Consider the following 26,977-nt stretch of genomic DNA (forward strand, 5'->3'; position numbering starts at 1 on the left):
CGAAAGGGCTACCGGCGCGGGGGCCCTTACCGCCCCAGCCGGTAGTGGATCTTCTTGACCAGCTCCTTCAGGTCCGGCGCCCGCAGCAGGCTGTAGTGGTCGGCGTCCAGCTCGATCACCGTCGGCGGGCGGGAGGACCAGCCGGTGGCGGCTTCGAGGAAGGAGTAGTCGTCGCCCTGCGCCTTGAAGATCGTCACCGGGCAGGACACCTTCCGCTCGGTCAGCTCCCGGAAGGTGTACGTGAAGTCGAAGGTCTGCTCCACGATCGCGATGATCCGGGCGATCAGCTCCGGGTCGAGCGCCGGGAAGCGTTCCGCCACGTGCGCGGCGAACGACTCCGCGTCCTCGGCGGGGACGTCCGCGAGGGCGCCCGCGAAGACCGAGTACAGGATCTGGGTGAAGCCGGGGTTGTCGTACGAGGCGCCGCCGGCCGCGGACTCCGCCCGGACCTTCGGGGAGCCGGGGGCGATCAGGAAGAGGTTCTCCACCTGCTCGCCCGCCGCCTCCAGGAGGTGCGCCGACTCGAAGGCGACGCGGGCCCCGAAGGAGTAGCCCCACAGGGTGTACGGGCCGGAGGGCTGGCGCCGCCGGATCGCGGCCACGTCGGCCGCGGCCATCTCGCGGATCGTCGCGTGGGGCGTCTCGCCCCGGTTGATGCCGTGCGCCTGCACCCCGTAGAACGGGCGGTCGATGCCGATCTCCTCCGCCAGGAAGCGCAGGTTCATCGTGTAACCGCCGAGCCCGGGCCAGCAGAACACGGGCGACTGGGCGCCGTCCGCGTGCAGCCGCACCAGCCGGGAGGCGGGGGCCGCCGCGGCGCCGTCCACGCGGTGGGCCAGCTTCTCGATGGTGGGGGCCTCGAAGAGGATCTGGAGCGGGAGGGAGGCCTCCGTGAACTCGCGGTTGATCTTCGTGATGAGGGCGACCGCGATCAGCGAGTTGCCGCCCGACTCGAAGAAGTCGTCCTGCACGGAGACCGCCTCGACCTCCTCGTACTTGAGCGCCGCCGCCCAGATCTCGGTGAGCCGCTTCTCGGTGCGGGTGCGCGGCAGCACGTGCGGGCGGCCGTGCAGGCCCGCGTTGACGACGGCCAGCTCGCCCAGCGCCTTGGTGTCGACCTTGCCGTTGGCGGAGTGCGGCAGCCGGTCGAGGACGACGACCCGGTTCGGGATCATGTAGTCGGGCAGGTGGTTGACCAGGTCGTCGCGGATCATCTCCGCGGGGCCCTTCATGTGGACGGTGTCCTCGTACATGCCCTCGCTGAGCCGCTGTTCCTCGCTGACCCGGCCGCCGACGAAGAAGTACGAGGGGCCGGTCGCGCGGCCCGCCGCCGTCAGGACCTCGTCCATGCGGCGGGCGGCCGGCAGCGGGTTGCCCGACATGGAGCTGTAGCCGGAGGACATGAACCCGAGTCCGTGCCCGCCGAGTTGGAGCCGCTGCAGGGCGCGGCCGAGGTCGATGTAGGCGCGCCAGGGCTCCGTGCTCCGGCTGATCGCCGTGATGCCGAGGCTCGCCCGCTCGTACACCGCCTGGTTGATCGCGATGACGTGCTTCTTCTCGACCAGGCCGGGCGACAGGAGGGTCAGCCCGCCGTCCTCGTAGGCGTACTGGCCCTCCGGGAGGTCGGCGATCCGGTCCGGGTGGGCCTGGACGTAGAGGTCGACCTCCGCCTCCGTCGCCGCGGCCGACTCCTCGTCGTACGGCACCAGCTCGAAGACGCCCAGGTCCACGATGCCCTCGGGGGCTCCCGGCGCCCCGCCGCGCACCGGGCGGATCGCGAGGCCCAGGCCCGGCAGAATCTCCTCGAACAGACCGACCATGTGGCCGGCCTCGATCTCCAGCACCTCGCGGATGTTGTTCCGGTAGACCGGCTCGATCGCCGCCCACCTGCCGCGGAACCCGAAGCGCACCAGGGGCTCCCCCTCGGCGGTGCCCGGCTCCATCAGGTGCAGCCGGTGGTGGACCGGGTGGTGGTAGTACGTGCCGGGCTCCAGGCCCGCGATCCCGCGCACCTCCACGTACAGCTGCGTCGCGTAGAGCGCGCCCGGCGAGGCGTAGCCGTACTTCGGGAGCAGCCGCTCCTCGCTGGCGAACTGGCCGAACCAGCGCAGGATCTCGCCCAGGTCGGCGGCGGTCAGGCTGCCGACCGGGCGCGAGCCGATGTCCTCGGGGCGGCGGGCCAGGGCGGCGAGGACGTCGGCCCGGGTGACCGGGCCGCCCTCGTAGAAGCGGTAGGTCTTGCGCGCGAAGACGGTGCGGCGCATCCGCTCGGTGGGGGTGCGGCCGGGGAGCCCGACGACGGGGCGGCCGGCGAGGGCGGCGGCGTCGAGGGTGCCCGCGTTGGACAGCTGCGCCTTGACCTGGAGCTTGGACTCCTTGGACTGGTGGTGGGCGCCGTGGTTGCCCTGGTCCATCAGGGCGGCTTCCTTCGGGGAGAGCTCGACGCAGGCGACCAGGTTCTGGAAGCCGGTGCGGGGCTCGTTCTTCACGATGACGGCCGCGGACTTCACCCAGTCGTGGTTCTCGATGGCGAGCGCGATCTCGTCGAGCTCGACGCGGAAGCCGCGGAGCTTGATCTGGTTGTCGGCGCGGCCGGCGAACTGGACGGTGCCGTCCTCGTTCCAGGTGGCCAGGTCGCCGGTGCGGTAGAGCCGTTCGCCGTCCTCGGCGGTGATGAAGCGCTCGGCCGTGAGCTCGGGCCGGTCCAGGTACCCCCGCGCCACCTGGACGCCGCCGATGCACAGCTCGCCGTCGCGTATGTGGAAGCTCGTCTCGTACGCCGGTCTGCCGATCGGGATCGCGGAGGGCCCGTCGGCGACGGTGGCGCGGTCCACGGTGTGGGAGGAGGCGTTGATGGTGCACTCGGTCGGGCCGTACAGGTTGACCAGCTCGGCCCCGGGCAGCTCGGCGAGCAGCTGCACGGCGAGGTTGCGGGAGAGGATCTCGCCGCCCGAGTAGACCCGGCGCAGGCTCGTGCAGGAGCCGAGGCGCTCGGTGTCGACGAGGGCCTGGAGCAGGGTGGGGACGCCCTGGAGCATGGTGACGTCGTACCGGCGGATGGTGTCGATCAGCCCCTCGGGGTCGCGGTAGACGCCGGGCGGGCCCATGGCGACGCGGGCGCCGACGGCGGAGGCGAGGATCTCCCACTGGGCCGCGTCGAAGGACATGGGGGTCTTCTGGACGACGACGGCGTCCGGGCCGAGCGCGTGCTCGGCGCCCATCCAGCGCAGCTGCGCGGCGAGGGAGCGGTGCTCGACCATGACGCCCTTGGGCTTGCCGGTGGAGCCCGAGGTGTAGATGACGTACGCGAGTTGGGACGGGCTCAGCTCCACCTCGGTGATGGGCGGTTCCTCGCCGGCGGTGCGCCAGGCGTGCTGGACGGCGTCCTTGAGGGTGACCACGGTGGTGCCGGGCGGGGCGAGTTCGGCGACGCGCTCGCGGAAGCGCTCCTGGGTGAAGACGATCCGGGCGCCGCTGTCCTCGATCATGTAGCGCAGGCGCTCCTCGGGGTACTCCGGGGAGAGCGGGACGTAGGCACCGCCGGAGAACAGCACGCCCCACGTGCCGATCACCAGTTCGAGTGAAGGTTCGACGTGCACGCCGATCCGCTCGTCGGCGCGCACGCCCAAGGTGCGGAGGTACGCGGCGAGGACGGCGGCGCCCTCGTGGAGCTCGCGGAACGACAGGCCGTCGTCGCCGAAGACGACGGCGGTGTCCTCCGGCCGCCGTGCCGCCTGGTCGCGCAGGAGCCGGTCGAGCGTCTCCCGCGGTGTCACCGTGCTGGGCATGAAGGTCCTCTTCGTGAGTGAAAGGGGTGGGCCCCGGTCCCGAAGGACCGGGGCCCGCCACCCTCAGCGGTAGATGAGTAGTTCCTGCTCCGTCGCGCCCGTCAGTTCGTAGCGGGTCCGTACCAGCGGGCGTCCCGAATAGATGCGGATCAAGGTCGCCGCGTCCCCGTGGAAGCGGGCCGGCGGCCGGCCCTCGATCTCGTTGCCGAGGGCGACCTCGCCGTCCCGGTCCGCGAGCACCCCGACCAGCCGGGGGGTCTCCCGCTTGCGGCTGGTGACGGAGAGCAGCGGCAGGGCCAGGTCGAGGGCGTCCCCGCAGTAGGCCCCGGGTTCGCCGAAGGCCTCCCGTACGTCCCCGGCGTGGACCCACTCGCCGAGCGCGACCGCGTCGAGCCGGCCGTCCTCCCGCTCGGCGATCACCGGGCCGGCCTCGGTGAGGCCCCGCTCCAGCTCGTCGAGGACCCGGTCGAGCGGCCAGTCCTCCCGCTCGGCCACGTCGCAGGCGTTGGCCTCGGGCAGGAACACGCCCTCCTCCAGCCGCCCCTCGACGATCCTGACCAGGGCCGCCCCGCAGTGCGCGAGCACCTGCCGGGCGGTCCAGCCCGGGCAGGCCGTGCGGAGCTCGAACGCCTCGGCGGGCGTCCGGCGCAGCAGCGGCATCAGCAGGTCCCGCTCCGTCTTCAGGAGGTGGTCCGGGAGCCAGGGGTCACGTCTGTCGTGCGTGTCGTCGGTACACATCAGTAGCGGTAGTGGTCCGGCTTGTACGGGCCCTCCACCGGGACGCCGATGTACGCGGCCTGCTCCGGGCGGAGGGTGGTGAGCCGGACGCCCAGGGCGTCCAGGTGCAGCCGGGCGACCTTCTCGTCGAGGTGCTTCGGCAGCGTGTAGACGCCGACGGGGTACTCGGCGGTCTTGGTGAAGAGCTCGATCTGGGCCAGGGTCTGGTCCGCGAAGGAGTTCGACATCACGAAGGAGGGGTGGCCGGTCGCGTTGCCCAGGTTGAGCAGGCGGCCCTCCGACAGCACGATGACGACCTTGCCGTCGGGGAAGGTCCAGGTGTGGACCTGCGGCTTGACCTCGTCCTTGACGATGCCGTCGATCTTGGCCAGGCCGGCCATGTCGATCTCGTTGTCGAAGTGGCCGATGTTCCCGACGATCGCCTGGTGCTTCATGCGGGCGATGTCGGACGCCATGATGATGTCCTTGTTGCCCGTGGTGGTGATGAAGATGTCGGCGGTCTCGACGACGTCCTCCAGGGTCGCCACCTGGTAGCCGTCCATCGCCGCCTGGAGGGCGCAGATGGGGTCGATCTCGGTGATGATCACCCGGGCGCCCTGGCCGCGCAGCGACTCCGCCGAGCCCTTGCCGACGTCGCCGTAGCCGAAGACGACGGCGGTCTTGCCGCCGATGAGGACGTCGGTGGCGCGGTTGATGCCGTCGATCAGGGAGTGCCGGCAGCCGTACTTGTTGTCGAACTTCGACTTGGTGACGGCGTCGTTCACGTTGATCGCCGGGAAGAGCAGCTCGCCCTCGCGGTGCATCTCGTAGAGGCGGTGGACACCGGTGGTGGTCTCCTCCGTCACGCCGCGGATCTCGGCGGCGATCGTCCCCCAGTCGAGCGGGCTGTTCTCCAGCAGGGCGCGGACGACGGCCAGCTCCTCGTTGGAGGCCTCCGGCAGCGCACCGGTCTTGCGGTACTCCACACCCTTGTGGACGAGGAGCGTGGCGTCGCCGCCGTCGTCCAGGATCATGTTGGGGCCGTCGGCGTCCGGCCAGGTCAGCGCCTGCTCGGTGCACCACCAGTACTCCTCCAGGGTCTCGCCCTTCCAGGCGAAGACCGGGATGCCGGCGGCGGCGATCGCGGCGGCCGCGTGGTCCTGGGTGGAGTAGATGTTGCAGGACACCCAGCGGACCTCGGCGCCGAGCGCGACGAGCGTCTCGATCAGCACGGCGGTCTGCACCGTCATGTGCAGGGAGCCGGTGATCCGGGCCCCGGCCAGCGGCTGCCGCTCGGCGTACTCGCGGCGGATCGCCATCAGGCCGGGCATCTCGTGCTCGGCGAGGGTGATCTCCTTGCGGCCGAACTCCGCGAGGCCGATGTCGGCGACCTTGTAGTCGGAAAACACAGCACCGGTGGACTCAGACACGTGCGAGGCTCCTTGAGGCGTGGATCGAACGGTGGATTTCGAGGGCGGCGGTGCTCTTGTTGAGCGTGATGTAGTGCAGGCCCGGGGCGCCCTCGTCGAGCAGCCGCAGGCCCATCGCGGTGGCGTGCTCGACCCCGATCCGGTAGGCGGCGGCCGGGTCGTCCTTCGCGGCCTCCAGGCGGTGCGCCAGGTCCTCCGGGAAGGCCGCGTCCGACAGCTCCGCGAAGCGGCGGATCTGCCGCACGTCGGTGGCGGGCATGATCTCCGGGATGATCGGGGTGTCGCAGCCGGCCGCCGCGACCCGGTCCCGCAGCCGCAGGTAGTCCTCGGGGTCGAAGAACATCTGCGTGATGGCGTAGTCGGCGCCCGCCCGGCACTTGGCGACGAAGTGCGCCAGGTCGCTCGCCGGGTCGGGCGAGCGCGGATGGCCCTCCGGGAAGGCCGCCACGCCGATCCGGAACTCGCCCAGCGAGCGCACGAGTTCGACGAGCTCGTAGGCGTACGTGAAGCCGTCCGGGTGCGGGGTCCACGGCGCCCGCGGATCGCCCGGCGGATCGCCGCGCAGCACCAGGACGTCCCGCACGCCGGCGTCCGCGTAGGCGCCGATGATCGCCCGCAGCTCGGCGACCGAGTGGCCGACGGCCGTCAGGTGCGCGACCGGCCGCAGCGTGGTCTCGGTGACGATCCGCTTGGTCACCTCGATGGTGCGGTCGCGGGACGAGCCGCCCGCGCCGTACGTCACGGAGACGAAGTCCGGCGCGAGGGCCTCCACCCGCCGGATCGCGTCCCACAGGGTCTGTTCGCCCTTGTCGGTCTTCGGCGGGAAGAACTCGAAGGAGAAGGTCGGGTTCACAGGCGTCTGCCTCCCGCGTTGAAGTAGCTGGCCTCCGGGTGGTGCACGACGAAGGCGTCCGTCGACTGCTCGGGGTGCAGCTGGTACTCCTCCGAGAGCTCGACCCCGATCCGCTCGGGCCGCAGCAGCTCGGCGATCTTGGCCCGGTCCTCCAGGTCGGGGCAGGCCGGGTAGCCCAGCGAATAGCGGCAGCCCTGGTACTCGGTCCGCAGCATCCCCTCGATGCCCTCCGGGTCGGCGCCCCCGATGCCCCACTCGGCGCGCACCCGGCCGTGCCAGCACTCGGCCAGCGCCTCGGCCAACTGCACCGACAGGCCGTGGAGTTCGAGGTAGTCGCGATAGGCGTCGGCGGCGAAGAGCTTCGCCGTCTCCTCCCCGATCCGCGAACCGACGGTGACGACCTGGAGGGCGAGGACGTCGACCTCGCCGGAGTCCTCCGCGCGGAAGAAGTCGGCCAGGCAGAGGCGGCGGCCCCGCTGTTGGCGGGGGAAGGAGAAGCGGGTCCGCTCGCCTCCGTCCTCGTCCAGGACGATCAGGTCGTCGCCCTTGGACACACAGGGGAAGTAGCCGTACACGACGGCCGCTTCGAGGAGCTGGTCCGTCTGCAGCCGGTCCAGCCAGCCGCGCAGCCGCGGCCGGCCCTCCGACTCGATCGTGGCCGCGTCCTTGAGCCCCCACTGCCCCTTGAACAGGGCGCTCTCGTCGAGCCAGGAGGCGTACTCGGCGAGCTGGATCCCCTTGACGACCCTCGTGCCGAGGAACGGCGGCTCCGGTACGGGGTTGTCGACGGCCACGTCGGAACGCCCGGCCGGCTCGGGCTCCCGCACCTCCAGGACGGGGGTCACCCGCTTCGGCACCCGGCGCTGCTTCAGCTCCGGCAGGGTGGCGCCCGGCACGCCCCGCTTCACCGCCATGAGGGCGTCCATCAGGCGCAGGCCCTCGAAGGCGTCGCGGGCGTAGCGGACCTCGCCCCGGTACAGCTCGTGCAGGTCCTGTTCGACGTACGCCCGGGTGAGGGCGGCTCCGCCGAGGATCACCGGGTACTTGGCCGCCAGCTCGCGCTGGTTCAGCTCCTCCAGGTTCTCCTTCATGATCACCGTGGACTTGACCAGGAGGCCCGACATGCCGATGACGTCGGCGCGGTGCTCCTCGGCGGCCTCCAGGATCGCGGAGACGGGCTGCTTGATGCCGATGTTGACGACGTTGTAGCCGTTGTTGGAGAGGATGATGTCGACGAGGTTCTTGCCGATGTCGTGGACGTCCCCGCGGACCGTGGCGAGGACGATGGTGCCCTTGCCCTCGGCGTCCGACTTCTCCATGTGCGGCTCCAGGTAGGCCACCGCGTTCTTCATGACCTCGGCGGACTGGAGCACGAACGGCAGCTGCATCTGGCCCGAGCCGAAGAGCTCGCCGACCGTCTTCATGCCGTCCAGGAGGATGTCGTTGACGATCTCCAGGGCCGGGCGCACCGCGAGCGCCGCGTCCAGGTCGGCCTCCAGGCCGTTCTTCTCGCCGTCGATGATCCGCCGCTTCAGCCGCTCCTCCAGCGGCAGCGCCAGCAGCTCCTCGGCCTTGCCGGCCTTCAGGGACTTCGCGGTGGCGCCCTCGAAGAGCTCCAGGAGCCGCTGGAGCGGGTCGTAGCCCTCCCGCCGCCGGTCGTAGATCAGGTCGAGCGCGACCTCGACCTGCTCCGGCTCCAGGCGGGCGATCGGCAGGATCTTCGACGCGTGGACGATGGCCGAGTCCAGACCGGCCTTCACGCACTCGTCGAGGAAGACCGAGTTCAGCACCAGCCGCGCGGCCGGGTTCAGGCCGAAGGAGATGTTGGACAGGCCCAGGGTCGTCTGGACGTCCGGATGCCGCCGCTTCAGCTCGCGGATCGCCTCGATGGTGGCGATGCCGTCCTTGCGGGACTCCTCCTGACCCGTGCAGATGGTGAACGTGAGGGTGTCGATCAGGATGTCCGACTCCCTGATCCCCCAGTTCTCCGTGAGGTCGCCGATCAGCCGCTCCGCGATGGCGACCTTGTTCTCGACGGTACGGGCCTGGCCCTCCTCGTCGATGGTCAGCGCCATCAGCGCCGCCCCGTGCTCCCGCGCCAGCGACGTGACCTGCGCGAACCGCGACTCGGGCCCGTCACCGTCCTCGTAGTTGACCGAGTTGAGCACGGCCCGGCCGCCCAGCTTCTCCAGGCCGGCCCGCAGCACGCCGACCTCGGTGGAGTCCAGCACGATCGGCAGCGTGGACGCGGTCGCGAACCGGCCGGCCAGCTCCGCCATGTCGGCGACGCCGTCCCGGCCCACGTAGTCCACGCACAGGTCCAGCATGTGCGCGCCCTCGCGGATCTGGTCCCGCGCCATCTCGACGCAGTCGTCCCAGCGGCCCTCCAGCATGGCCTCGCGGAACTGCTTCGACCCGTTGGCGTTGGTCCGCTCGCCGATCGCCAGGTACGAGGTGTCCTGGCGGAACGGCACGTGGCTGTAGAGGGAGGAGGCGCCCGGCTCGACGACCGGGGTCCTCGGCTTCACGGCCGCGCCCCGCACCCGCTCCACGATCTCGCGCAGGTGCTCGGGGGTGGTGCCGCAGCAGCCGCCGACCAGCGCCGGGCCGTAGTCCCGTACGAACGCCTCCTGGGCGTCGGCCAGTTCGGACGGCGTCAGGGGATAGTGCGCGCCGTCCGAGGTGAGCACCGGCAGGCCCGCGTTGGGCATGACGGAGAGGGGGATCCGGGCGTGCCGGGACAGGTGGCGCAGGTGCTCGGCCATCTCGGCGGGACCGGTGGCGCAGTTGAGGCCGATCATGTCGATGCCGAGCGGCTCCAGCGCGGTCAGCGCCGCCCCGATCTCGGAGCCGAGCAGCATGGTGCCCGTCGTCTCGACGGTCACCTGCACGATCAGCGGCAGGTCGAGCCCGCACCAGTCCAGGGCCTGGCGGGCGCCGATGACGGCCGCCTTGGTCTGGAGCAGGTCCTGCGAGGTCTCGACGAGCAGGGCGTCGGCGCCGCCGCGGATCAGGCCCTCGGCGTTCTGCCGGAAGGCGTCGCGCAGCGGCTCGTACGTGATGTGCCCGAGGGTCGGCAGCTTGGTGCCGGGGCCCATCGAGCCGAGCACCCAGCGGGGGCGCCCGTCGGCGGCCGTGTGGGCGTCGGCGGTGGTGCGGGCGATCCGGGCGCCGGCCTCGGACAGCTCGTACACCCGGTCCTCGATGCCGTACTCGGCCAGCGCGGCCAGGTTGGCGCCGAAGGTGTTGGTCTCCACGCAGTCCACGCCGACCGAGAAGTAGGCGTCGTGGACGGAGGCCACGATGTCGGGCCGGGTGACGTTGAGGATCTCGTTGCAGCCCTCCAGCTGCTGGAAGTCGTCCATCGAGGGGTCGGCGGCCTGGAGCATGGTGCCCATCGCCCCGTCGGCCACCACGACCCGCGTGGCGAACTCCTCCCGCAGTGAACGCCTTCCCTGGCTCATGTCAGCCCCCTCAGATGGGTGAGGAGCGACGCCGTGCAGCCCACTCCGTAGGTCGTCCTGATCCGGTCCAGGAGCGGATCCCGGTGCAGCCGGTACTCCTGTGTCCCCACGTAGTCGAGGACGGTGGCGGCGACCGCGCAGCCCAGCTGGGCCGCGCACCGCTCGGGCACGCCCCACAGCGTTCCGGCGAGGAAGCCGGCCCGGAAGGCGTCGCCGACGCCCGTCGGGTCGACCACGCCCGCCACCGGCACCGCCGGCACGGCCAGCGGGGCACGGCCCTCGCCGCGGATCCGCACGCCGGCCTCGCCGTGGGTGGTGATCCAGGTGCCGACGCGGCGCAGCACGTCCGCCTCGGACCAGCCGGTCTTCTCGTGCAGCAGGGCGGTCTCGTACTCGTTGGTGAACAGGAAGCGGGCCCCGTCCACCAGTTCCCGCACCTGGCCGCCGTCGAGCCGCGCGAGCTGCTGCGACGGGTCGGCGGCGAAGGGGACGCCCAGCTCACGGCAGGTGCGGGAGTGCCGGAGCATCGCCTCGGGGTCGTCCGGGGAGACCAGGACGAGCTCCAGACGCCCGGTCCGGGCGACGACCTCCCGCAGGTCGATCTCGCGGGCCTCGGCCATCGCTCCGGCGTAGAAGGTGGCGATCTGGTTCTGCGCCCGGTCGGTGGTACAGACGAACCGGGCGGTGTGGAGCGACTCGCTGACGCGCACCGAGTCGGTGTCCACACCGTGGTCCTTGAGCCAGATCCGGTACGGCTCGAAGTCGGCCCCGACCGCGCCCACCAGAACGGGACGCAGGCCGAGCACGCCGAGTCCGAAGGCGATGTTCGCTGCCACTCCGCCGCGCCTGACCTCCAGGTTGTCGGCGAGGAACGACAGGGAGACCCGGTCGAGCCGGTCGGCGAGCAGCTGCTCGCTGAACCAGCCGGGGAAGGTCATCAGATGGTCGGTCGCGATGGATCCGGTGACAGCGATACGCATGACGGCTCTCCTCAGATCCCCGCGGCCTTCTTCAGCCGCTCCACCCGGTCGGTGCGCTCCCAGGTGAACTCCGGCAGTTCCCGGCCGAAGTGCCCGTACGCGGCGGTGGCCGCGTAGATCGGGCGCTTCAGGTCCAGGTCGCGGATGATCGCGGCCGGCCGCAGGTCGAAGACCTCGGAGACGGCTTCCTGGATGCGCTCGTCCGGGAGGGTCCCGGTGCCGAAGGTCTCGACGAAGAGACCGACCGGCTCGGCCTTGCCGATCGCGTACGCGACCTGCACCTCGGCCCGGCGGGCGAGCCCGGCGGCGACGATGTTCTTCGCCACCCAGCGCATCGCGTAGGCGGCCGAGCGGTCCACCTTCGACGGGTCCTTGCCGGAGAAGGCACCGCCGCCGTGGCGGGCCATGCCGCCGTAGGTGTCGATGATGATCTTCCGGCCGGTGAGTCCGGCGTCGCCCATCGGGCCGCCGACCTCGAAGCGCCCGGTCGGGTTGACCAGGAGCCGGTAGCCGTCGGACTCCAGGGTCACGCCCTCCTCGACGAGCTCCTTGAGGACGTGCTCGACGACGTACTCGCGCACGTCCGGGGTGAGCAGGCCCTCGACGGAGATGTCGGCGGCGTGCTGCGAGGAGACGACCACCGTGTCGAGGCGGACCGGCTTGTCGCCGTCGTACTCGATGGTGACCTGGGTCTTGCCGTCGGGCCGCAGGTACGGGACGGTGCCGTTCTTGCGGACCTCGGTCAGCCGGCGCGACAGACGGTGGGCCAGCGCGATCGGCAGCGGCATCAGCTCGGCGGTGTCGTCGCAGGCGTAGCCGAACATCAGGCCCTGGTCGCCGGCGCCCTGGGCGGCGAGCTCGTCCTCCACGCCCTCCACGCGGGCTTCGTGCGCGGTGTCGACGCCCTGCGCGATGTCCGGCGACTGGGCGCCGATGGACACCGACACGCCGCAGGAGGCGCCGTCGAAGCCCTTCGCGGAGGAGTCGTAGCCGATGTCCAGGACGGCGTCGCGGACGAGCTGCGCGATCGGCGCGTAGGCCCCGGTGGTGACCTCGCCGGCGATGTGGACCTGACCGGTGGTGATCAGGGTCTCCACGGCGACGCGGGAGGACGGGTCCTGGGCGAGCAGCGCGTCCAGGATGGTGTCGCTGATCCGGTCGGCGATCTTGTCGGGGTGTCCCTCGGTGACGGACTCCGAGGTGAACAGGCGGCGGCTCATGCCTGGGCCTCCGCCGGGGTCTTGAAGAAGTGCTGCTCGATGGCACCGAGGGTGCGGATGGAGTCGACCTCCAGGGTCTCCATCTGGATGGCGGTGCCGCTCTCCTGCTCCAGCAGGAAGACGAACTCGACGAAGGACAGCGAGTCGATGAGCCGGTTCTCGATCAGGTCGAGGTCGGGCGCGATGTCCTCGCGCTCGGGGTGGCGCTCGAGGATCCAGTTCTTCACCGTCTGCAGGCCGTCGGCCATGATTGCTCTCCTTTTAGCTACTGCTGCTGTGAAAGGGGGTGGGGGCGGAAGGGGTGGGGGCGATGATCGGCGCGGCGACCGCGACCGCATAGTCCACGTCGTGGCTGATGGACACGGTGATCTCCGAGATGCCGGACTCGGCGGCCATGTCGGCCGCGGGCCCGTACAGCTCCACGAGCGGCCAGCCGCCCTCGGAGCGGCGTACGACGATGTCCGGCCAGGGCAGGAACCTGCCGCGGACCCGTAACGTCTTGAAGGCCGCTTCCTTGGCCGCGATCCGCCCGCACAGGCTCAGTACGTCGAGCCCGCCGGAGGTGCGGCAGTCGTCGAGTTCACCGGGGGTGAGCATCCGCTCGAAGAACTTCTCCCCGTACTGCGCGAGAAGCCTGCGGACACGGTTGACGGACACGATGTCCATGCCGAGGTTCGCCCAGCCCAGGCCGCCCGCCGGCGGGGCCACGGGACGGGCCGTCACGTCAGATCACCGGCCCGGCCGCGACACTCGCATCGGCCCGCAGTCGGGCGTTCGCGTCGAGCACCGCCTGCGTGGCGGACTCCCAGCTGCCGTGCCGCCGGGTCAGTGCCGACAGCCAGCGCTCCAGGCCGAAGGCGACGCAACTGGTGAAGGCGGGGCCTCCGGTGGACGCCAGCGCGATGTCGCAGCGGTCGCCGAAGAAGTTCCGGTGCGTGTTGACCGAGGCGATGGCCAGGTCCTCGTACAGGAACTCGTACTTCACCGGCGTGAGCCGCTGGAGCACCGCCTTGGAGCTGCCCTTGTCGAAGAACGGGTCGCAGGCGGCCTCCTTGCGCAGCGGCAGGTCGAGCGCCGCGGCGAAGGCGTGGATCCGGGCGGTGAAGTCGGCCAGGTGGTCCTCGGCGTGCTGCTGCGCGCCGATGGCCACGATCTCCCTCATGCGGAAGCCGAGCTGGCGCCGCATGCCCTCGTAATGCGTCTCCTTGCGGAAGCACCAGGAGCAGATCGTGACGAGCGTGTCGTCGGCGACCGACTGGCCCTGGTGCGTCAGGTAGACGGCGTAGCAGGACGCCGAGGGCAGTCCGAGCGCGGCCTGTTCGAGCGCGGCGGTCGGAAAGCGGCCGGTGTCGGCGGAGAACGGGACGGTCTCGCGTCGCTCGAGGTCGAGCGAGGTGGCGACGACCGCCTGGTGGGGGAAGTTGTCGTAGTAGTCCAGCTTGGCCAGCTCGGCGGCCGGCAGCAGCGGGGGCATGGTCATCGGGCGGGCGCCCGCGGCCACTCCCCAGCCTTCGAAGGTGTCGTCGAGGAGCCGCAGCAGGCGGGTCCCCTCGGGGCCCATCGTGGGCAGGCCCCTGGTCTCCCCGACGGTCTCGGGGCTCGTCAAGGTCATGGTCTCGTCACCTCTCGGGTGGGAGGCCTCCGGGAAGCTCCGGGCTCCGGGTGGGGACCGGGTCTCCGGGGAGGTCTCCTGGGCGGGTTCAGACGACGGGCAGCGTGTCGTCGGTGAAGATCCCGGTCTTCAGGAAGAAGGACAGCGGCTTGCGGATGGCCTTGCGCTCGTGCGGGCGGCGGCGCTCGTCGGCGACGAGGGAGTTGCGCAGCGCGAGCGGGTCGGGGATGCCGGCGTCCCGGTACACGTGGGGGTTGTAGAGCGAGTTGGTGCTGTAGACGACGTACCGCTTGAGGTACGCCTCCACCTCCCGCACCCGCTCGGCGCTCACGGCCTGGCACATGCGCTGGAAGAGCAGCGAGACCAGCTCGCGGCCGAAGGCGATGTGCCGTGACTCGTCCTGGTGGTGGATGCGGTTGACCTCGCGGATGGTGTGGCACAGGCTCGCGTCCCTGGCCATCCGGGAGTTGTAGTGGTCGACCAGCTCCTCGAAGAACAGGATGCGGGTGAAGACGAGGAAGTTCTCGACCTCGGGCTCCCAGGCGGCGTCGGCGCGCATGGCGGTGGAGCCGTAGATCTTGTTGCCGTAGCGCCGGCAGAACTCGGAGAAGAACCACATGTGTTCGTTCTCCTCGCCGATGAAGTGGTGGAAGAAGTCCGAGGGGACCTCGAAGCCCGGCATGTGGATCCGGCCGACGACCTCGATGAGGAGCTCGCGGATGCCGTGCACGTTGAGGCTGTAGAAGTTGATGGACTCCCACTTCGAGAGGCGCTGAAGCGTTTCCTCGCCGAGGGTCTCGAAGTGCTCGGTGCCGTAGACGGTGAGCAGCTCCGGCGTCATCCAGTAGCGGTTCTCCTCCAGCGTCTCGGGCCACTGGAAGGTCTGGTACGGGTTGTAGTAGTCCTCGACGGAGCGCTCGCTGAGGCGCTCCAGGACCTCCATGAACCGGTCGGTGACGGGCAGCGGGGCGGTGACGCCCATGGTGTGACTCCTCGGGACTCGTGGGGCGATGGGCTCGGGGGGCCGGACGGGACCCGGGGAGCCGCAGGGCCGGACTGTCGGGGTGGAACCCTCAGGGCCGGACTGTCGGTGGGGTCCCTCAGGGACGGACCTCGTAGACCGCGTTGACCGGGGTCTCGGTGGCGCGCCGCCAGCGGGTGAAGCCGGCCTCCTCGGCGATCGCCCGGAAGGCCTTCTCGCCGGAGTGGTTGCCGAGCGCGTGCGGGCCGCGCTGGGCGACGGCGACGGGCAGGCACATCACGGCGGACAGGGCCATGAACATGCGGGCCGCGGGGGTCTGGGTGTCGATGTCGGCGGGCGAGACGTTCGACTCGACGAGCATCCAGGTGCCGTCCTTGTCGAGCGACTTGAGCACGTGCGAGGCGGCGGCCACCGGGTCGCCCATGTCGTGCAGGGCGTTGAAGAAGCAGACCAGGTCGTAGCCGGTGCCCGGGTAGTCGTCGGCGGAGGCGACCTCGAAGACGACCCGGTCGGACAGGCCGGCCTCCTCGGCGAGCTGCCGGGCGATGCTGATGGCCTCCTCGGAGTAGTCGAAGCCGTGCACGGTGGCGTTCGGGAAGGCCTTGGCGATGAGCAGCGTGGTGTGGCCGACGCCGCAGCCGACGTCCACGACGGTGCCGCCGTCGCCGAGCTTCTCGATGACGTCGTGCAGCGCGGGCAGCCAGTCCGGGACCAGCTTGTGCTCGTAGGTCGGCTGGAAGAAGGAGCCCATGCCGGTGTCGAGGGCCGCGTCGTGCTCGGCCCAGCCCACGCCGTCACCCGTCCTGTACGCCTCGACGAGCAGGTCCTCGGTGGCGTACAGCGCCTTGAGGGCGGTGAAGAAGCCGGCCGCGAAGGTGACCGCGGTGGGGTCGGCCAGCACCTCGACGTGGTCGGCGGGCAGCGTGTACGTGAGCGAGCTCGGGTGCCGCTCGACGTACCCGGCGGAGAGCTGGGCGTGCAGCCACTCCTCGATGTAGCGCTCGTCCGTGCCGGTCTTCCCGGCGAGCTCGGCCGAGGTCAGCGGGCCGTGCTCGGCGAGCGCCTTGTACAGGCCGAGCCGCTCGCCGATGGCGACGGTGAGGCCGCGCACGGCCGCGCCGGCGTCGGTGATGACTCTCTGGTGGAAGTCGTGGGCGCTCATGCGGCCGTCTCCTCCTCGTATCCGTGGGCGGGCAGGTCGCAGGTGAACAGGAAGGAGCGGGGGACGCGCGGGACGTTGCGGGCCGGGACCGGGTAGGGCCAGCGGTCGAAGTCCGCGCCGGGCTCACCCGGCTGCCTGACCTCGCGCACGGCCCAGCCGCAGGCGTCGAGCAGCGCCTCGGGCTCCTCGGTGCCGAAGAGCCAGGGGTTGCCGTCCTCCTTCAGCGCGTTCATGAAGGTGCGGGCGAGCGGGTTCTCCAGGGCGGCCCTGGAGATGACGTCGCCGAGCAGCACGGAGCCGGGCGCCGCGTGCGCGGAGAGCGTCGAGATCAGGGTCCGCACGGCCTCCTCGGGGAGGAAGAACAGCAGGCCCTCGACGACCCACAGGACGGGCTCGTCGCTCTTCCATCCCGCCTCCTTCAGGGCGCCGGTCCAGTCCTGGGTGAGGTCGACCGGGATCGGCACGCGGGTGCGGCCGGCCGGCAGCGGCTCGTCCTTCAGCATCTCGGCCTTGGCCTCCAGGAGGGCCGGGCGGTCGAGCTCGTAGACGGTGACGCCGTCGGGCCAGGGCAGCCGGAAGAACCGGGTGTCCATGCCGGCGGCGAGGAAGACCACCTGGCGGATGCCGCGCTCCTGCACCGCCGCGACGATGGCGCGGTCCAGGTAGGTGGTGCGGATGGCGAGGAACGGCACGATGCCGCCCCCGTCGTAGCGCTCGAGCAGTTCGAAGCCGATCTGGTCGGCGACGGTGCGCGCGTACGGATCGGCGAACAGCCGGTCCTCGCGCTCGGTCTCCAGGGCGCGCGCCGCGGCGGTCCACTGGGCGGTGCGGGATACGGCCTCCACAGGAGGTCCCCCTTCACTTGGTTGGCGGGAATGCCGGAGTACGGGAGTACGGGCGGTGCGGACGGCCGTGCTCAGTCGCGTACCTGTTCAGGTCAGGCGCTCATGGCCGCTGCGGGGGCGCTCTTCTCGGCGCGCGCGTGCGTGCGCGGGCGCGCGCAGCATCCGATCGGGTCCTGGGCCGCGGGCATCGACGACAGATGTCCGACCTCGGTCCCGGCGGGGCGGCGCCGGAAGATGCTGTGCAGGATCATGCTGAACACGGCCGTCCCGTCGGCGGCCACCAGCGTGCAGCGCGGCTTGACGGTGCCGCTGGTGGGGTTGAACGGCGACGGGGTGGCGGCGAGGACCTCCACCCGTGCCGTGAGGACGTCCCCGGGACGTACGGGACGCAGGTAGCGGACCTCGTCGATCCCGGGCGAGCCCATACAGAAGCTGTAGGCGAGCAGGCCGTCGACGTAGCGCCGCATGAACATCGACTGGGTGTGGAAACCGCTGGCGATCAGACCGCCGAACTGGGATTCCGCGGCGAGCTCGGGGTCCGTGTGGAAGGGCTGCGGATCGAAGCGCCTGCCGAACTCCAGCACCTCCTCCGCCGTGACGGTGACGGTGCCCAGCTCGTGGATGTCGCCGGGCCGGAAGTCCTCGAAGTAGCGCATCACGCGCCCCCCCTGACCTAGGAGTGGTCGTTCGTTCCTTTGTTCCTTGGCACTACCCAATCTACGAATTCACCATTTATTTTGTCAACCCAAAAGAAGGCTCAAATGACCCCATCCGCCGGGGTCTTCACCGCCCTCGCCGGCCAGTGCGCGCTCGATGTCGCCCCACAGGTCCTCGACGCCCTCGATGCCGACCGACATGCGCACCAGACCGGCCCCGATCCCGGCCGCCTCCAGCGCCTCCGCGTCCAGTTCGCGGTGCGAGGTGGAGGCCGGATGGGTCACCAGGCTCTCCACCCCGCCCAGCGACAGCGCGAGCTTCGCCACCCGCACCCGCTCGATGAACGCCCGCCCCGCCTCCCGGCCACCGGCCAGCTCGAAGGAGAGCAGCCCGCCGCCCCCGGCCAGCACCTTGCGGGCCGTGGCGTACGAGGGGTGGCCGGCGAGCCACGGGTAGTGCACCGCGGTCACGTCGCTGCGGCCCGCGAGCCGCTCGGCGAGCACCGCCGCGTTGGCGCAGTGCTCGCGCATCCGCAGCGGCAGCGTGGGTATCCCGCGCAGCGTCAGCCAGGCGGCGAACGGGTCCGCGCAGGCGCCCAGTTCGACCGTCCGCGGCCACACCTTCCGGCGCAGCGCGTCGTCCGCGAAGACCGCGGCGCCGCCCAGCACGTCCGAGTGGCCGGAGAGGTACTTGGTGGTGGAGTGCACCACGATGTCCGCGCCCAGCTCGATCGGGCGGCACAGCGCCGGCGAGGCGAGCGAGTTGTCGACCATGCTGGTCACCCCCAGCCGGCGGGCCGCCGCGAGCAGCCCCGGCAGGTCGGCCACCTGGCCCGTCGGATTGGCGATGGTCTCCAGGACCAGCAGCCGGACCGCTGGGTGCACGGCCGCCTCCTCGAACTCGGCGACCTCGTCCCCGGAGACGTACACGACCTCGATCCCGTACCGCCGGGCCAGGTCCGACAGGACGGCGAAGGTCCCCCCGTACAGGCAGCGCTGCGCCACCACCCGGTCGCCCGGCTTGAGCAGCGCGAGCAGCACCCCGCTGATCGCGCCCATCCCGGAGGCGAAGGCGATGGCGCCGGCGCCCCCTTCGAGCCCGGCGAGGGTCTGCTCCAGCGCCCGTACGGTCGGGTTGCCGCGGCGGCTGTAGACGTACCGCCCGTCGGGCCCGGCCATCGCCCCGGCGAGCTCGTCGGCGGACGAGAAGGCGAAGGCGGAGGACTGCACGAGGGGCACGGAGAGCGGCCAACTCCCGTGATCGAACGGCTGGTTCACGACGTGCACGGCCCGGGTGTTCAGATCCATGTCCGGCTGCTTTCCCTTCGGATCGGGTACGGGAAAGGGGCCGCCCGGCATCCGCTGCTGACGGATGCCGGGCGGCCCCTGAGGGGCTGCGTCACGCGGAGACCTTGTCGCCGCCCTGCTGCGCGGGGACGGAGGCGTCGGCGGCCGGAGCCTTGTCGCCCTTCATCACGAGGAGGGTGATCACACCGCCGACCGCGGCGATGACCGCGGCGCCGATGAAGGCGGACGAGAAGCCGTCCGTCAGCTTCGGCAGGTTGCCCAGCTGGTCGGCGCCCTGCGACATGGCGACCGCGGTGAGGGCGGCCAGGCCGAGCGCGGAGCCGACGTTGTAGGTGGTGTTGACGATGCCGGAGGCGAGACCGGCCTGCTCCTGCGGGGCGCCGGACATCGCGGCGATCATCGCCGGGATGTAGGCGAGGGACATGCCGAGCGCGGCGACCAGCGAGGCCGGCAGGACGTCGACGAGGAAGGTGCCGGTGGGCTCGACGGCGGCCAGCCAGAGCAGACCGGCGGCGAGGACGAGCAGACCGACGCCGATGAGCGGCTTGGCGCCGACCTTCGCCATCAGCTTGGCGGTGATGGCCGTCATGAAGATCATCAGGAGCACGGTCATCGGGAGCAGCGCGGCACCGGAGGCGAAGGCGCCGTAGCCGAGGACCTGCTGCAGGTAGAGGTTGAGGAAGTACCACATCGGGATCCACGCGGCGCCGAGCAGCGTCATCGCCAGGTTGGCCGTGCCGAGCCGCGGCACCCGCCACACGCTGAGCGGCATGAGCGGCTCGCGGATGGCCTTCTGGATCACGAAGAACAGGATCAGCAGGACGACGGCGCCGGCCAGCTGGAGGATCGTGCCGGTGGAGCCCCAGCCGACCTCGGGGGCGCGGACGACCGCGAAGACGGCGAGCGCCAGACCGGCGGTGACGGCGACGGCGCCGAGGACGTCGACGGAGCCGCGGCGGGACTCGACGTTCGGGAGCAGCTTGGTCGCGGCGAGGGTCGCGATGCCGATCGGCACGTAGATGATGAAGCACCACTGCCAGGCGGCCCACTCGGTGAAGACGCCGCCGAGGAAGACGCCCGCGGTGCCGCCGGCCGGGGCGGCCGCGCCGTACAGCGCCATCGCCTTGCCGAGCTCCCTCGGGTCGTGCATGAAGAGCATCATGAGCAGGGTCATCGCGGAGGGCGCGATGAGCGCGCCGCCGACGCCCTGGACGGCGCGGCCGAGGATCTCGACCCAGGCGGTCTGCGCGACGGCCGCGAGGACCGAACCGGCGATCATGACGACCCAGCCGGCCACGAAGATCTTGCGGGCGCCGATCAGGTCGGAGAGCCGGCCGCCGAGCAGCAGCAGTCCGCCGAAGACGATCACGTAGGCGTTGAAGACCCACTGGAGCTCGCCCTGGGAGAAGCCCAGGTCCTTCTGCATCTCGGGGAGCGCCACCCCGATGATCGAGGTGTCCATGATGACCATGAACTGTGCGGCGGCGAGCACGACAAGTGCCCACCAGCGCCGGGGATTGACGGTTGACATTGCCCTGACCCTTCGCTCGCGTTCCGACCCCGGGGAGACCTCGGGACCACCTCGGGAACCCCCGAGACATACCCCTGGGGGGTACCTGTGCGCTGCACCGTAGCATACCCATGGGGGGTATGTAAGAGTGAGATGAAGGCGAGGTGGAGCGCGAACGGGAGCGCGCGCCTCCGCACCCGGAAGCCCCGTCCGGCACGGCAGAATGCCCTGCATGACCACGGATCAGGAGACAGACCTGGAGCGGGAGCTGCTCCGTCGCTGGACCTCGACCCTGCTCGCCGCCCGGGCCGGCCGCGAGGGCCCGGACCCCCTGCCGTACGGCCGGAACCTGCTGTCCCGCTGGGCCGAGCCCCAGCGCAGGTACCACACCGTCGACCATCTGAAGGCGGTCCTCGACCGCATCGACGAACTCGCCGACCAGGGCGGTGAGGGCGGCGAGTTGGAGCTCGTCCGGCTGGCCGCCTGGTTCCACGACGCGGTCTACCGGCCGGACCGCTCGGAGAACGAGGAGCGCTCGGCGAACCTGGCCGAAAGAGCCCTCCCCGAGGCGGGCCTCACGCCCCACGAGGTCGCCGAGGTGGCCCGCCTGGTCCGCCTCACGACCACCCACGACCCAGCGCCCGGCGACCTCAACGGCGAGGCCCTGTGCGACGCCGACCTGGCGATCCTGGCCAGCCGCCCGGATACCTATACGGGGTATACGGCCGCGGTCCGCGAGGAGTACGCCTTCGTCCCCGAAGCCGCCTTCCGCGAGGGCCGCGCCGCCATCCTCACCCACCTCCTCTCCCTCCCCCGCCTCTTCCGCACCCCGTACGGGGCGGCGGCCTGGGAGGAGCGGGCCCGGACCAACCTGGAGCGGGAGCTGGCGGAGCTGCGCGCACCGGTGGAGGAGGGGTAGGCCGGGGGCCCGGCCGCGGGGAGGCGCGGGGACGGACACCGGGGCGGCCCGCTTCGGAAGCCGGGCCCGCCGCGGCCCCTCCCCGGGTGACCGTCCCGTATCCCGAGACGGTCACCCGGGGAGGAATGACAGGCACAAACGCCAGGTTGCCCATGTCATGCCCTCAGCCTCCGCCGATGCCGGACCCGACTCCCCACAGCCCGCCCCCGCACCCACCGCGGCACCCGCCCCCGCCGCCTCCACCCGCATGCCCCTGGCCGTCTACATCCTCGGGCTCTCCGTCTTCGCGCTCGGCACGAGCGAGTTCATGCTCTCCGGGCTGCTGCCGCCCATCGCGGAGGACATGGACGTCTCCATACCGACCGCCGGGCTGCTCATCTCGGCCTTCGCCATCGGGATGGTCGTCGGCGCCCCGCTGCTCGCCGTCGCCACCCTGCGGCTCCCCCGCAAGACCACGCTCGTCGCCCTGATCAGCCTCTTCGGGCTCGGTCAGGTCGCCGGAGCGCTCGCGCCGAACTACGCGGTGCTCTTCGCCTCCCGGGTGGTCAGCGCGCTCGCCTGCGCCGGGTTCTGGGCCGTGGGGGCCGCCGTCGCGATCGCCATGGTGCCGGTCGGGGCCCGGGCTCGGGCCATGGCCGTCATGATCGGCGGACTGTCCATCGCCAACGTCCTCGGCGTCCCCGCCGGCGCCTTCCTCGGCGAGCACCTCGGCTGGCGCTCCGCCTTCTGGGCCGTCGGCGCCGCGTCCGCCATCGCCCTGGTCGGCGTCGTGACCAGGATCCCGCGCATCCCGCCGCCCGAGACCCGCCCCCGGCTCCGCGCCGAGCTCGTCATCTACCGCGACCGGCAGGTCCTGCTCTCCGTCCTGCTCACCGCCCTCGCCGCCGGCGGCGTCTTCTGCGCCTTCTCCTACCTGGCCCCGCTGCTCACCGACGTCTCCGGCCTCGACGAGGGCTGGGTCTCCGGCGTGCTCGCCCTGTTCGGCATCGGTGCCCTCATCGGTACGTACATCGGCGGCCGGGTCGCCGACGCCCACCTCTTCGGGGTGCTGCTCAGCGGCGTCACCGCCTCCACCGTCTTCCTCACCGCGCTCGCGCTGTTCGCCTCCAGCCCCGCCGCCACGATCGCGCTGACCTTCCTGCTCGGCGTCTCCTGCTTCTACACGGCGCCGGCGCTCAACGCCCGCATGTTCAACGTCGCCGGCGCCGCCCCCACGTTGGCCGGCGCCACCACCACCGCCGCCTTCAACCTCGGCAACACCGGCGGCCCCTGGCTCGGCGGCACCGTCATCGACGCCGGACACGGCTACGCCTCCCCCGCCTGGGCCGGCGCCGCCATGACCCTGCTCGCGCTCGCCACCGTCGCCCTCTCGCTGCGGCTCCACAAGGGCACGTCCCGGCTGGTGGCCGGGGGCGCGGGCTCGGATGCGGGTGCGCCGCTGGACGCGAAGGCCGTATCGTCCCGCTGACCCTCCCGCCGGAGGGCCGACCTCCGACGAGAGAGCAGGACGTCCCCGTGCGCCTCAGGACGACACTCCGGACCGCCGCCGCCGCGGCCGGTGCGCTCGTACTCACCCTCGCGGGCGCGGTGTTCACCGCCGCGCCCGCGAGCGCCGTCTCCGCCGGCTTCCCGTACGAGGTGACGCGGAACGCGGGCACCTACCTCGACGTGCCCGGCACCGCGATCACCTTCGACGCCGCGGCCGGGGAGCGCTCGTTCCTGTGGTCCCGGTACTTCGCCACCGAGCCGGTCGACCGCCTCGCCGCCGGCGACAACATAGGCAACACCTTCGCCATCCGCTGCGCGAACGCCGACGGCACCCCGCTGCCCGCCGGCACCGAGGCCGGCTCCTACTGGGCCGCCAACCTCGTGCCCCCGGGCGAGACCTCCCTGACCGCCTCCCTGCGCTGGGTGTTCGTCGCCCCCGCCGACGGCAGCTACACCTGCACGCTGTCGGTCGTCTCGTACTCCTCGGTCATCGTGAACGGCCGCACCGTCACCATGCGCGTCCCGGCCGGCGCCGAACTGGCCCGCAAGGCCTACCCGGCCACCGCCCGCTGGACCCTCCTCGCCGGCAGCGGCACCACCGTCGCCCGCGGCACCACCGCGACGACGCTCGGGTACACGTACACCCCGTCCGCGAGCGACACGGACTTCGTCGTCTACCAGGACGCCGCCCTGTCCACCTGCGCCGCCGGCTCCCCCATCTGCTCCGGCGGCACCACCGCCCACACCGGCACCACCGCCGAGACCTGGGTCGAGGCCCAGCCCCGCAACCCCGACGGCTCCCTCTGCGGCCCCGCCCTCACCGGCCCGGTCTCGCGCTGGAACATCACCGACGCCAAGCACCACCAGACGGCCGCCAACACCCTCCACCTCACCCGCGCCCAGCTCGGCGGCTGCACCCAGGTCCGCGCGACCCTCAAGGTCCGCAACACCGACGGCAACCCCGTGAAGATCCACGACGGCCACGCCTCCGGCACCGTCGCCGCCACCCACGGGGCGGGGATCAGCTACACCGCCTGACGGGCGGCCCGGGGCGTGTGCGACGATCTCTCGTTCGCACACACCCTGGGGGGTACATGCCAAGGGCATCCCGTCTGGCGACGGCTCGTTCCACCGCACTGACGTGCCTGCTCACCGTCCTCCTCGCGCTCCTGCAGCCCGGCACCGCCGGGACCGCGCAGGCCGCCGAGGCATGCGCACCGGTCGCCATGGGCCGGTACGCGGGTGAGCTCACGAGCGCCGGTCAGACCGCGTGTCTGACTCTGCCGGTCCCGCGCGGCGCGCGCATCGCCGCACTCACCTCGCGCAGCGGCGCGGGGGTCGAGGTCGGCGTCACCGCCATCGACGCCGGCGGCACCACCCAGTGCAACGCCTCCGAACTGGCCACAGGCGAGTGCGCCCTGACCGGCACCGCCCCCTTCAGGCTCCAGGTGACGGCCGACGAGCCCGCCGACACCGGCGCGTACGGCATCCACCTCGTCCGTACGGACGAACTCCAGGCCGACTGCGCCGTCCTGCCCGCCGGCACGTTCGCCGACGACACGACGGCCGTCCGCCTGGAGACCGGCAACGGCGTCTTCTCGCACTGCCTGACCATCCCGGCCGGCGCCCATTCCACCCACGAACTCCTCCGCGTGCGGTACGGACTCCCGGACGACACCGAGGAGTTCCCGGACTACGGCCTGTACCTGATCGGCACCGACGGCAACGGCTCGGACTGCTACGCCCACCCGACGCAGCAGCAGCTCAAGACCGACACCCTGGTCAGCTGCTCCTTCACGGCCGGGGTGGCGTACACCGTGCTGGTGGCGGGCCAGGACGCCCCCCGCACCCACACCCTGAACCGCCGCGACGTCACCTCCGGCGCCCAGGGCTGCGCCGCCTCCGCCGCCACTGCCATCGGCGCACCCGCGCTCACCGCGGCCTCCGGGGCGAACGGCTCCCTGCGCTGTCACCGCGTCACGACGGCAGCGGCCACCGACCACCTGCGGATCGACGCCCGGGACACCGAGGACGCCACGCACCTGCTCGTCATGGACGACGCGGGCACCATCAAGTGCTATCCGCGCACCTCCTCGTGCGCGGTCACCGGCTCCACCGGCTACCAGGTCGTCACCCAGGCCCCCGCGGACTGGACCCTGCCCGCCTCGTACCGCCTGGACGCCTGGCGGATCGCCACCTCCGCCGGTCTCGCCCCCGAGTGCCCGCGGGCCGGTTCGGTACGGGCCGGGTTCGGGCCCGTGACCGGTGAGCTGGACGAGCAGCGCACCGCCGTGTGCGCCGTGCTGCCGACCTCGGACAGCGCCCGCCTGTACGGCTCCGTCACCGCCACCGACGGCGGCAGCGTCAACGCGAAGGGCGCCCTCTTCAGCAAGCGGAACCGCACCTGGTGCGCGGTCTCCTCCACACAGTCCTGCGAGCCCAACGGCGAGAGCCTCCTCCTGGTCTCGCTGCCGGACCGGACCGACCGGACCGCCTACAAGACCAGGCTGGCCTGCGCCGAGCCGACGCTCGGGTGCGAGTTCTACGACAACACGCACGGCTGGTTCAAGCCGGTCACCCCGACCCGGCTGATGGACACCCGCTCCGGACTCGGCGTCCCGAAGGGCAAGGTCGGCCCCGGCGGCGTCATCACCCTCCAGGTGGCCGGAAAGGCCGGCATCCCCACGACGGGCGTAAGGGCGGTCGTCCTCAACGTCACGGCCACGGCGCCCACGGCCGGAGGCTTCGTCTCCGTCTACCCCGACGGGACCACCCGCACCAGCGCGTCCAACCTCAACTTCACCACCGGACAGACCATCCCCAACCTCGTCGTCGTCCCCGTCGTCAACGGCAAGGTGAACTTCTACAACAAGGCCGGCTCCGTCGACCTCCTCGCCGACGTCACCGGCTACTACCTCTCCGGCGAGGAGTCGGTCTCGGGCCCCCTCGGCTCGACGTACGAGCCGCTCACCCCGACCCGCCTCATGGACACCCGCACCGGACTCGGCGTCCCGAAGGGCAAGGTCGGCCCCGGCGGCGTCGCCACCCTCCAGGTGACCGGACAGGGCGGAATCCCGGCCACGGACGTGACCGCGGTCGTCCTCAACGTCACGGCCACGGCGCCCACGGCCGGAGGCTTCGTCTCCGTCTACCCCGACGGGACCACCCGCACCAGCGCGTCCAACCTCAACTTCACCACCGGACAGACCATCCCCAACCTCGTCGTCGTCCCCGTCGTCAACGGCAAGGTGAACTTCTACAACAGGGCGGGCTCGGTCGATCTGCTCGCCGACGTGGCCGGGTACTTCACGAAGCGGGTCACCGGCGCCACGTACAAGCCGCTCAGCCCGACCCGCCTCATGGACACCCGCTCCGGACTCGGTGTCCCGAAGGGCAAGGTAGGACCCGGCGGTACGGTCACCCTCCAGGTCGAGGGGGTCGCCGGGGTGCCCGCCGCGGGCGTAAGGGCGGTCGTCCTCAACGTCACGGCCACGGCGCCCACGGCCGGAGGCTTCGTCTCCGTCTACCCCGACGGGACCACCCGCACCAGCGCGTCCAACCTCAACTTCACCACCGGACAGACCATCCCCAACCTCGTCGTCGTCCCCGTCGTCAACGGCAAGGTCAGCTTCTACAACAAGGCCGGCTCCGTCGACCTCCTCGCCGACGTCGCCGGGTACTACACCTCGTAGTCCGTCGGCGACTGCGACTGCGACTGCGTGTCCGTCTGCGCCGGCCGCCCCTTCGGCCGGCGCAGCCCCGCCTCCGTGAGCCGGCGCAGCAGCTCCTTCGAGCCGACCTCGACCGCGCCCGCCGCCACCGCGTCCGCGTAGCGGTCGGACGGGATGTCGTAGTGGTCGCCGTCGAAGCCCCGGGTGGGCGCGCCGATCGAGCCGGCGAAGGCGTGCAGCTCCTCGAAGGAGACGTCGCTGACCAGGTGGGACCACATGCGGCCGTGACCCGGCCAGGAGGGCGGGTCGATGTACAGCGTCACTCCGCCGCCCCCGTCGCTCCGGCCCGCACCACTCCGGCCCTCGCTTCTC

At 71.6% G+C, this 26,977-nt stretch carries 21 protein-coding genes; 4 read left to right on the plus strand and 17 right to left on the minus strand.

All coding sequences use genetic code 11. The annotated features are described in order from the left end of the window. Nucleotides 1-26: 26 nt before the first annotated feature. The 16 genes from ABD981_RS18195 to ABD981_RS18270 form a co-directional block, all read right to left on the minus strand. Nucleotides 27-3,788: a non-ribosomal peptide synthetase family protein gene (locus tag ABD981_RS18195; RefSeq protein ID WP_046906495.1), complete on the minus strand. Its 3,762-nt coding sequence runs from the start codon at nucleotides 3,786-3,788 to the stop codon at nucleotides 27-29. Nucleotides 3,789-3,851: 63 nt separating this feature from the next. Continuing rightward, the gene (locus ABD981_RS18200) at nucleotides 3,852-4,526 is read right to left on the minus strand and encodes a maleylpyruvate isomerase family mycothiol-dependent enzyme (RefSeq protein ID WP_046906494.1); all 675 of its coding nucleotides are present in this window, start codon (nucleotides 4,524-4,526) and stop codon (nucleotides 3,852-3,854) included. Next, on the minus strand, nucleotides 4,526-5,914 hold the full coding sequence (gene ahcY / locus ABD981_RS18205) for an adenosylhomocysteinase (protein ID WP_123954283.1): 1,389 nt from the start codon (nucleotides 5,912-5,914) through the stop codon (nucleotides 4,526-4,528). Before ahcY ends, ABD981_RS18200 begins: the two co-directional genes overlap by 1 nt. 13 nt (nucleotides 5,915-5,927) lie before the next feature. Then, a complete protein-coding gene (metF, locus tag ABD981_RS18210; protein ID WP_046906492.1) occupies nucleotides 5,928-6,788 on the minus strand; it encodes a methylenetetrahydrofolate reductase [NAD(P)H] in 861 nt (286 codons plus the stop codon). Then, on the minus strand, nucleotides 6,785-10,252 hold the full coding sequence (metH, locus tag ABD981_RS18215; RefSeq protein WP_345529842.1) for a methionine synthase: 3,468 nt from the start codon (nucleotides 10,250-10,252) through the stop codon (nucleotides 6,785-6,787). Before metH ends, metF begins: the two co-directional genes overlap by 4 nt. Further along, nucleotides 10,249-11,232, minus strand: a complete 984-nt coding sequence (locus ABD981_RS18220; protein WP_046911829.1) for a carbohydrate kinase family protein — start codon at nucleotides 11,230-11,232, stop codon at nucleotides 10,249-10,251. The genes metH and ABD981_RS18220 overlap by 4 nt, the downstream gene beginning before the upstream one ends. Before the next feature lie 11 nt (nucleotides 11,233-11,243). Continuing rightward, on the minus strand, nucleotides 11,244-12,452 hold the full coding sequence (metK, locus tag ABD981_RS18225; protein WP_046911828.1) for a methionine adenosyltransferase: 1,209 nt from the start codon (nucleotides 12,450-12,452) through the stop codon (nucleotides 11,244-11,246). Further along, entirely contained in the window at nucleotides 12,449-12,700 is a 252-nt protein-coding gene (locus ABD981_RS18230; protein ID WP_123955186.1) for an acyl carrier protein, read from the minus strand. Before ABD981_RS18230 ends, metK begins: the two co-directional genes overlap by 4 nt. 13 nt (nucleotides 12,701-12,713) lie before the next feature. Continuing rightward, entirely contained in the window at nucleotides 12,714-13,175 is a 462-nt protein-coding gene (gene acpS / locus ABD981_RS18235; RefSeq protein ID WP_123955185.1) for a holo-ACP synthase, read from the minus strand. A 1-nt stretch (nucleotide 13,176) separates the two neighbouring features. Beyond that, complete coding sequence (locus ABD981_RS18240; protein WP_046911827.1) at nucleotides 13,177-14,064, minus strand: class-II aminoacyl-tRNA synthetase family protein; 888 nt, start codon at nucleotides 14,062-14,064, stop codon at nucleotides 13,177-13,179. Between the two features lie 88 nt (nucleotides 14,065-14,152). Beyond that, nucleotides 14,153-15,046 carry a diiron oxygenase gene (locus ABD981_RS18245; RefSeq protein ID WP_046911826.1) on the minus strand — a complete coding sequence of 298 codons (894 nt, stop codon included), beginning with the start codon at nucleotides 15,044-15,046 and terminating at the stop codon, nucleotides 14,153-14,155. 118 nt (nucleotides 15,047-15,164) lie between these two features. Beyond that, nucleotides 15,165-16,208, minus strand: coding sequence for a class I SAM-dependent methyltransferase (locus tag ABD981_RS18250; RefSeq protein WP_046911825.1), 1,044 nt, complete (start codon nucleotides 16,206-16,208; stop codon nucleotides 15,165-15,167). Continuing rightward, nucleotides 16,205-17,053: a class I SAM-dependent methyltransferase gene (locus tag ABD981_RS18255; protein ID WP_046911824.1), complete on the minus strand. Its 849-nt coding sequence runs from the start codon at nucleotides 17,051-17,053 to the stop codon at nucleotides 16,205-16,207. Before ABD981_RS18255 ends, ABD981_RS18250 begins: the two co-directional genes overlap by 4 nt. A 92-nt stretch (nucleotides 17,054-17,145) precedes the next feature. Continuing rightward, nucleotides 17,146-17,709 carry a MaoC family dehydratase gene (locus tag ABD981_RS18260; RefSeq protein WP_046911823.1) on the minus strand — a complete coding sequence of 188 codons (564 nt, stop codon included), beginning with the start codon at nucleotides 17,707-17,709 and terminating at the stop codon, nucleotides 17,146-17,148. Nucleotides 17,710-17,793: 84 nt separating this feature from the next. Then, nucleotides 17,794-19,017, minus strand: a complete 1,224-nt coding sequence (locus ABD981_RS18265; RefSeq protein ID WP_046911822.1) for a trans-sulfuration enzyme family protein — start codon at nucleotides 19,015-19,017, stop codon at nucleotides 17,794-17,796. Between the two features lie 91 nt (nucleotides 19,018-19,108). After that, on the minus strand, nucleotides 19,109-20,548 hold the full coding sequence (locus ABD981_RS18270; protein ID WP_046911821.1) for an MFS transporter: 1,440 nt from the start codon (nucleotides 20,546-20,548) through the stop codon (nucleotides 19,109-19,111). A gap of 211 nt (nucleotides 20,549-20,759) precedes the next feature. Here ABD981_RS18270 and ABD981_RS18275 point away from each other — a divergent pair, with 211 nt between their 5' ends. The 4 genes from ABD981_RS18275 to ABD981_RS18290 all read left to right on the plus strand — a co-directional run bounded on the left by ABD981_RS18275 (nucleotide 20,760) and on the right by ABD981_RS18290 (nucleotide 26,626). Beyond that, a complete protein-coding gene (locus ABD981_RS18275; protein ID WP_046911820.1) occupies nucleotides 20,760-21,446 on the plus strand; it encodes an HD domain-containing protein in 687 nt (228 codons plus the stop codon). Nucleotides 21,447-21,693: 247 nt separating this feature from the next. Beyond that, nucleotides 21,694-22,914 (plus strand): Cmx/CmrA family chloramphenicol efflux MFS transporter, encoded by a 1,221-nt coding sequence (locus tag ABD981_RS18280; RefSeq protein WP_046911834.1) that lies wholly within the window; start codon nucleotides 21,694-21,696, stop codon nucleotides 22,912-22,914. A gap of 47 nt (nucleotides 22,915-22,961) precedes the next feature. Next, the gene (locus ABD981_RS18285) at nucleotides 22,962-23,972 is read left to right on the plus strand and encodes a hypothetical protein (protein WP_046911819.1); all 1,011 of its coding nucleotides are present in this window, start codon (nucleotides 22,962-22,964) and stop codon (nucleotides 23,970-23,972) included. Nucleotides 23,973-24,028: 56 nt separating this feature from the next. Further along, the gene (locus ABD981_RS18290; RefSeq protein ID WP_131723947.1) at nucleotides 24,029-26,626 is read left to right on the plus strand and encodes a hypothetical protein; all 2,598 of its coding nucleotides are present in this window, start codon (nucleotides 24,029-24,031) and stop codon (nucleotides 26,624-26,626) included. Here the strand turns inward: ABD981_RS18290 and ABD981_RS18295 are convergent. Next, nucleotides 26,614-26,928, minus strand: coding sequence for a DUF4031 domain-containing protein (locus ABD981_RS18295; RefSeq protein WP_046911818.1), 315 nt, complete (start codon nucleotides 26,926-26,928; stop codon nucleotides 26,614-26,616). The two genes, ABD981_RS18290 and ABD981_RS18295, sit on opposite strands and share 13 nt — an antisense overlap. Between the last annotated feature and the right edge of the window lie 49 nt (nucleotides 26,929-26,977).

It is taken from the genome of Streptomyces showdoensis (assembly GCF_039535475.1).
Taxonomy (GTDB): domain Bacteria; phylum Actinomycetota; class Actinomycetes; order Streptomycetales; family Streptomycetaceae; genus Streptomyces; species Streptomyces showdoensis.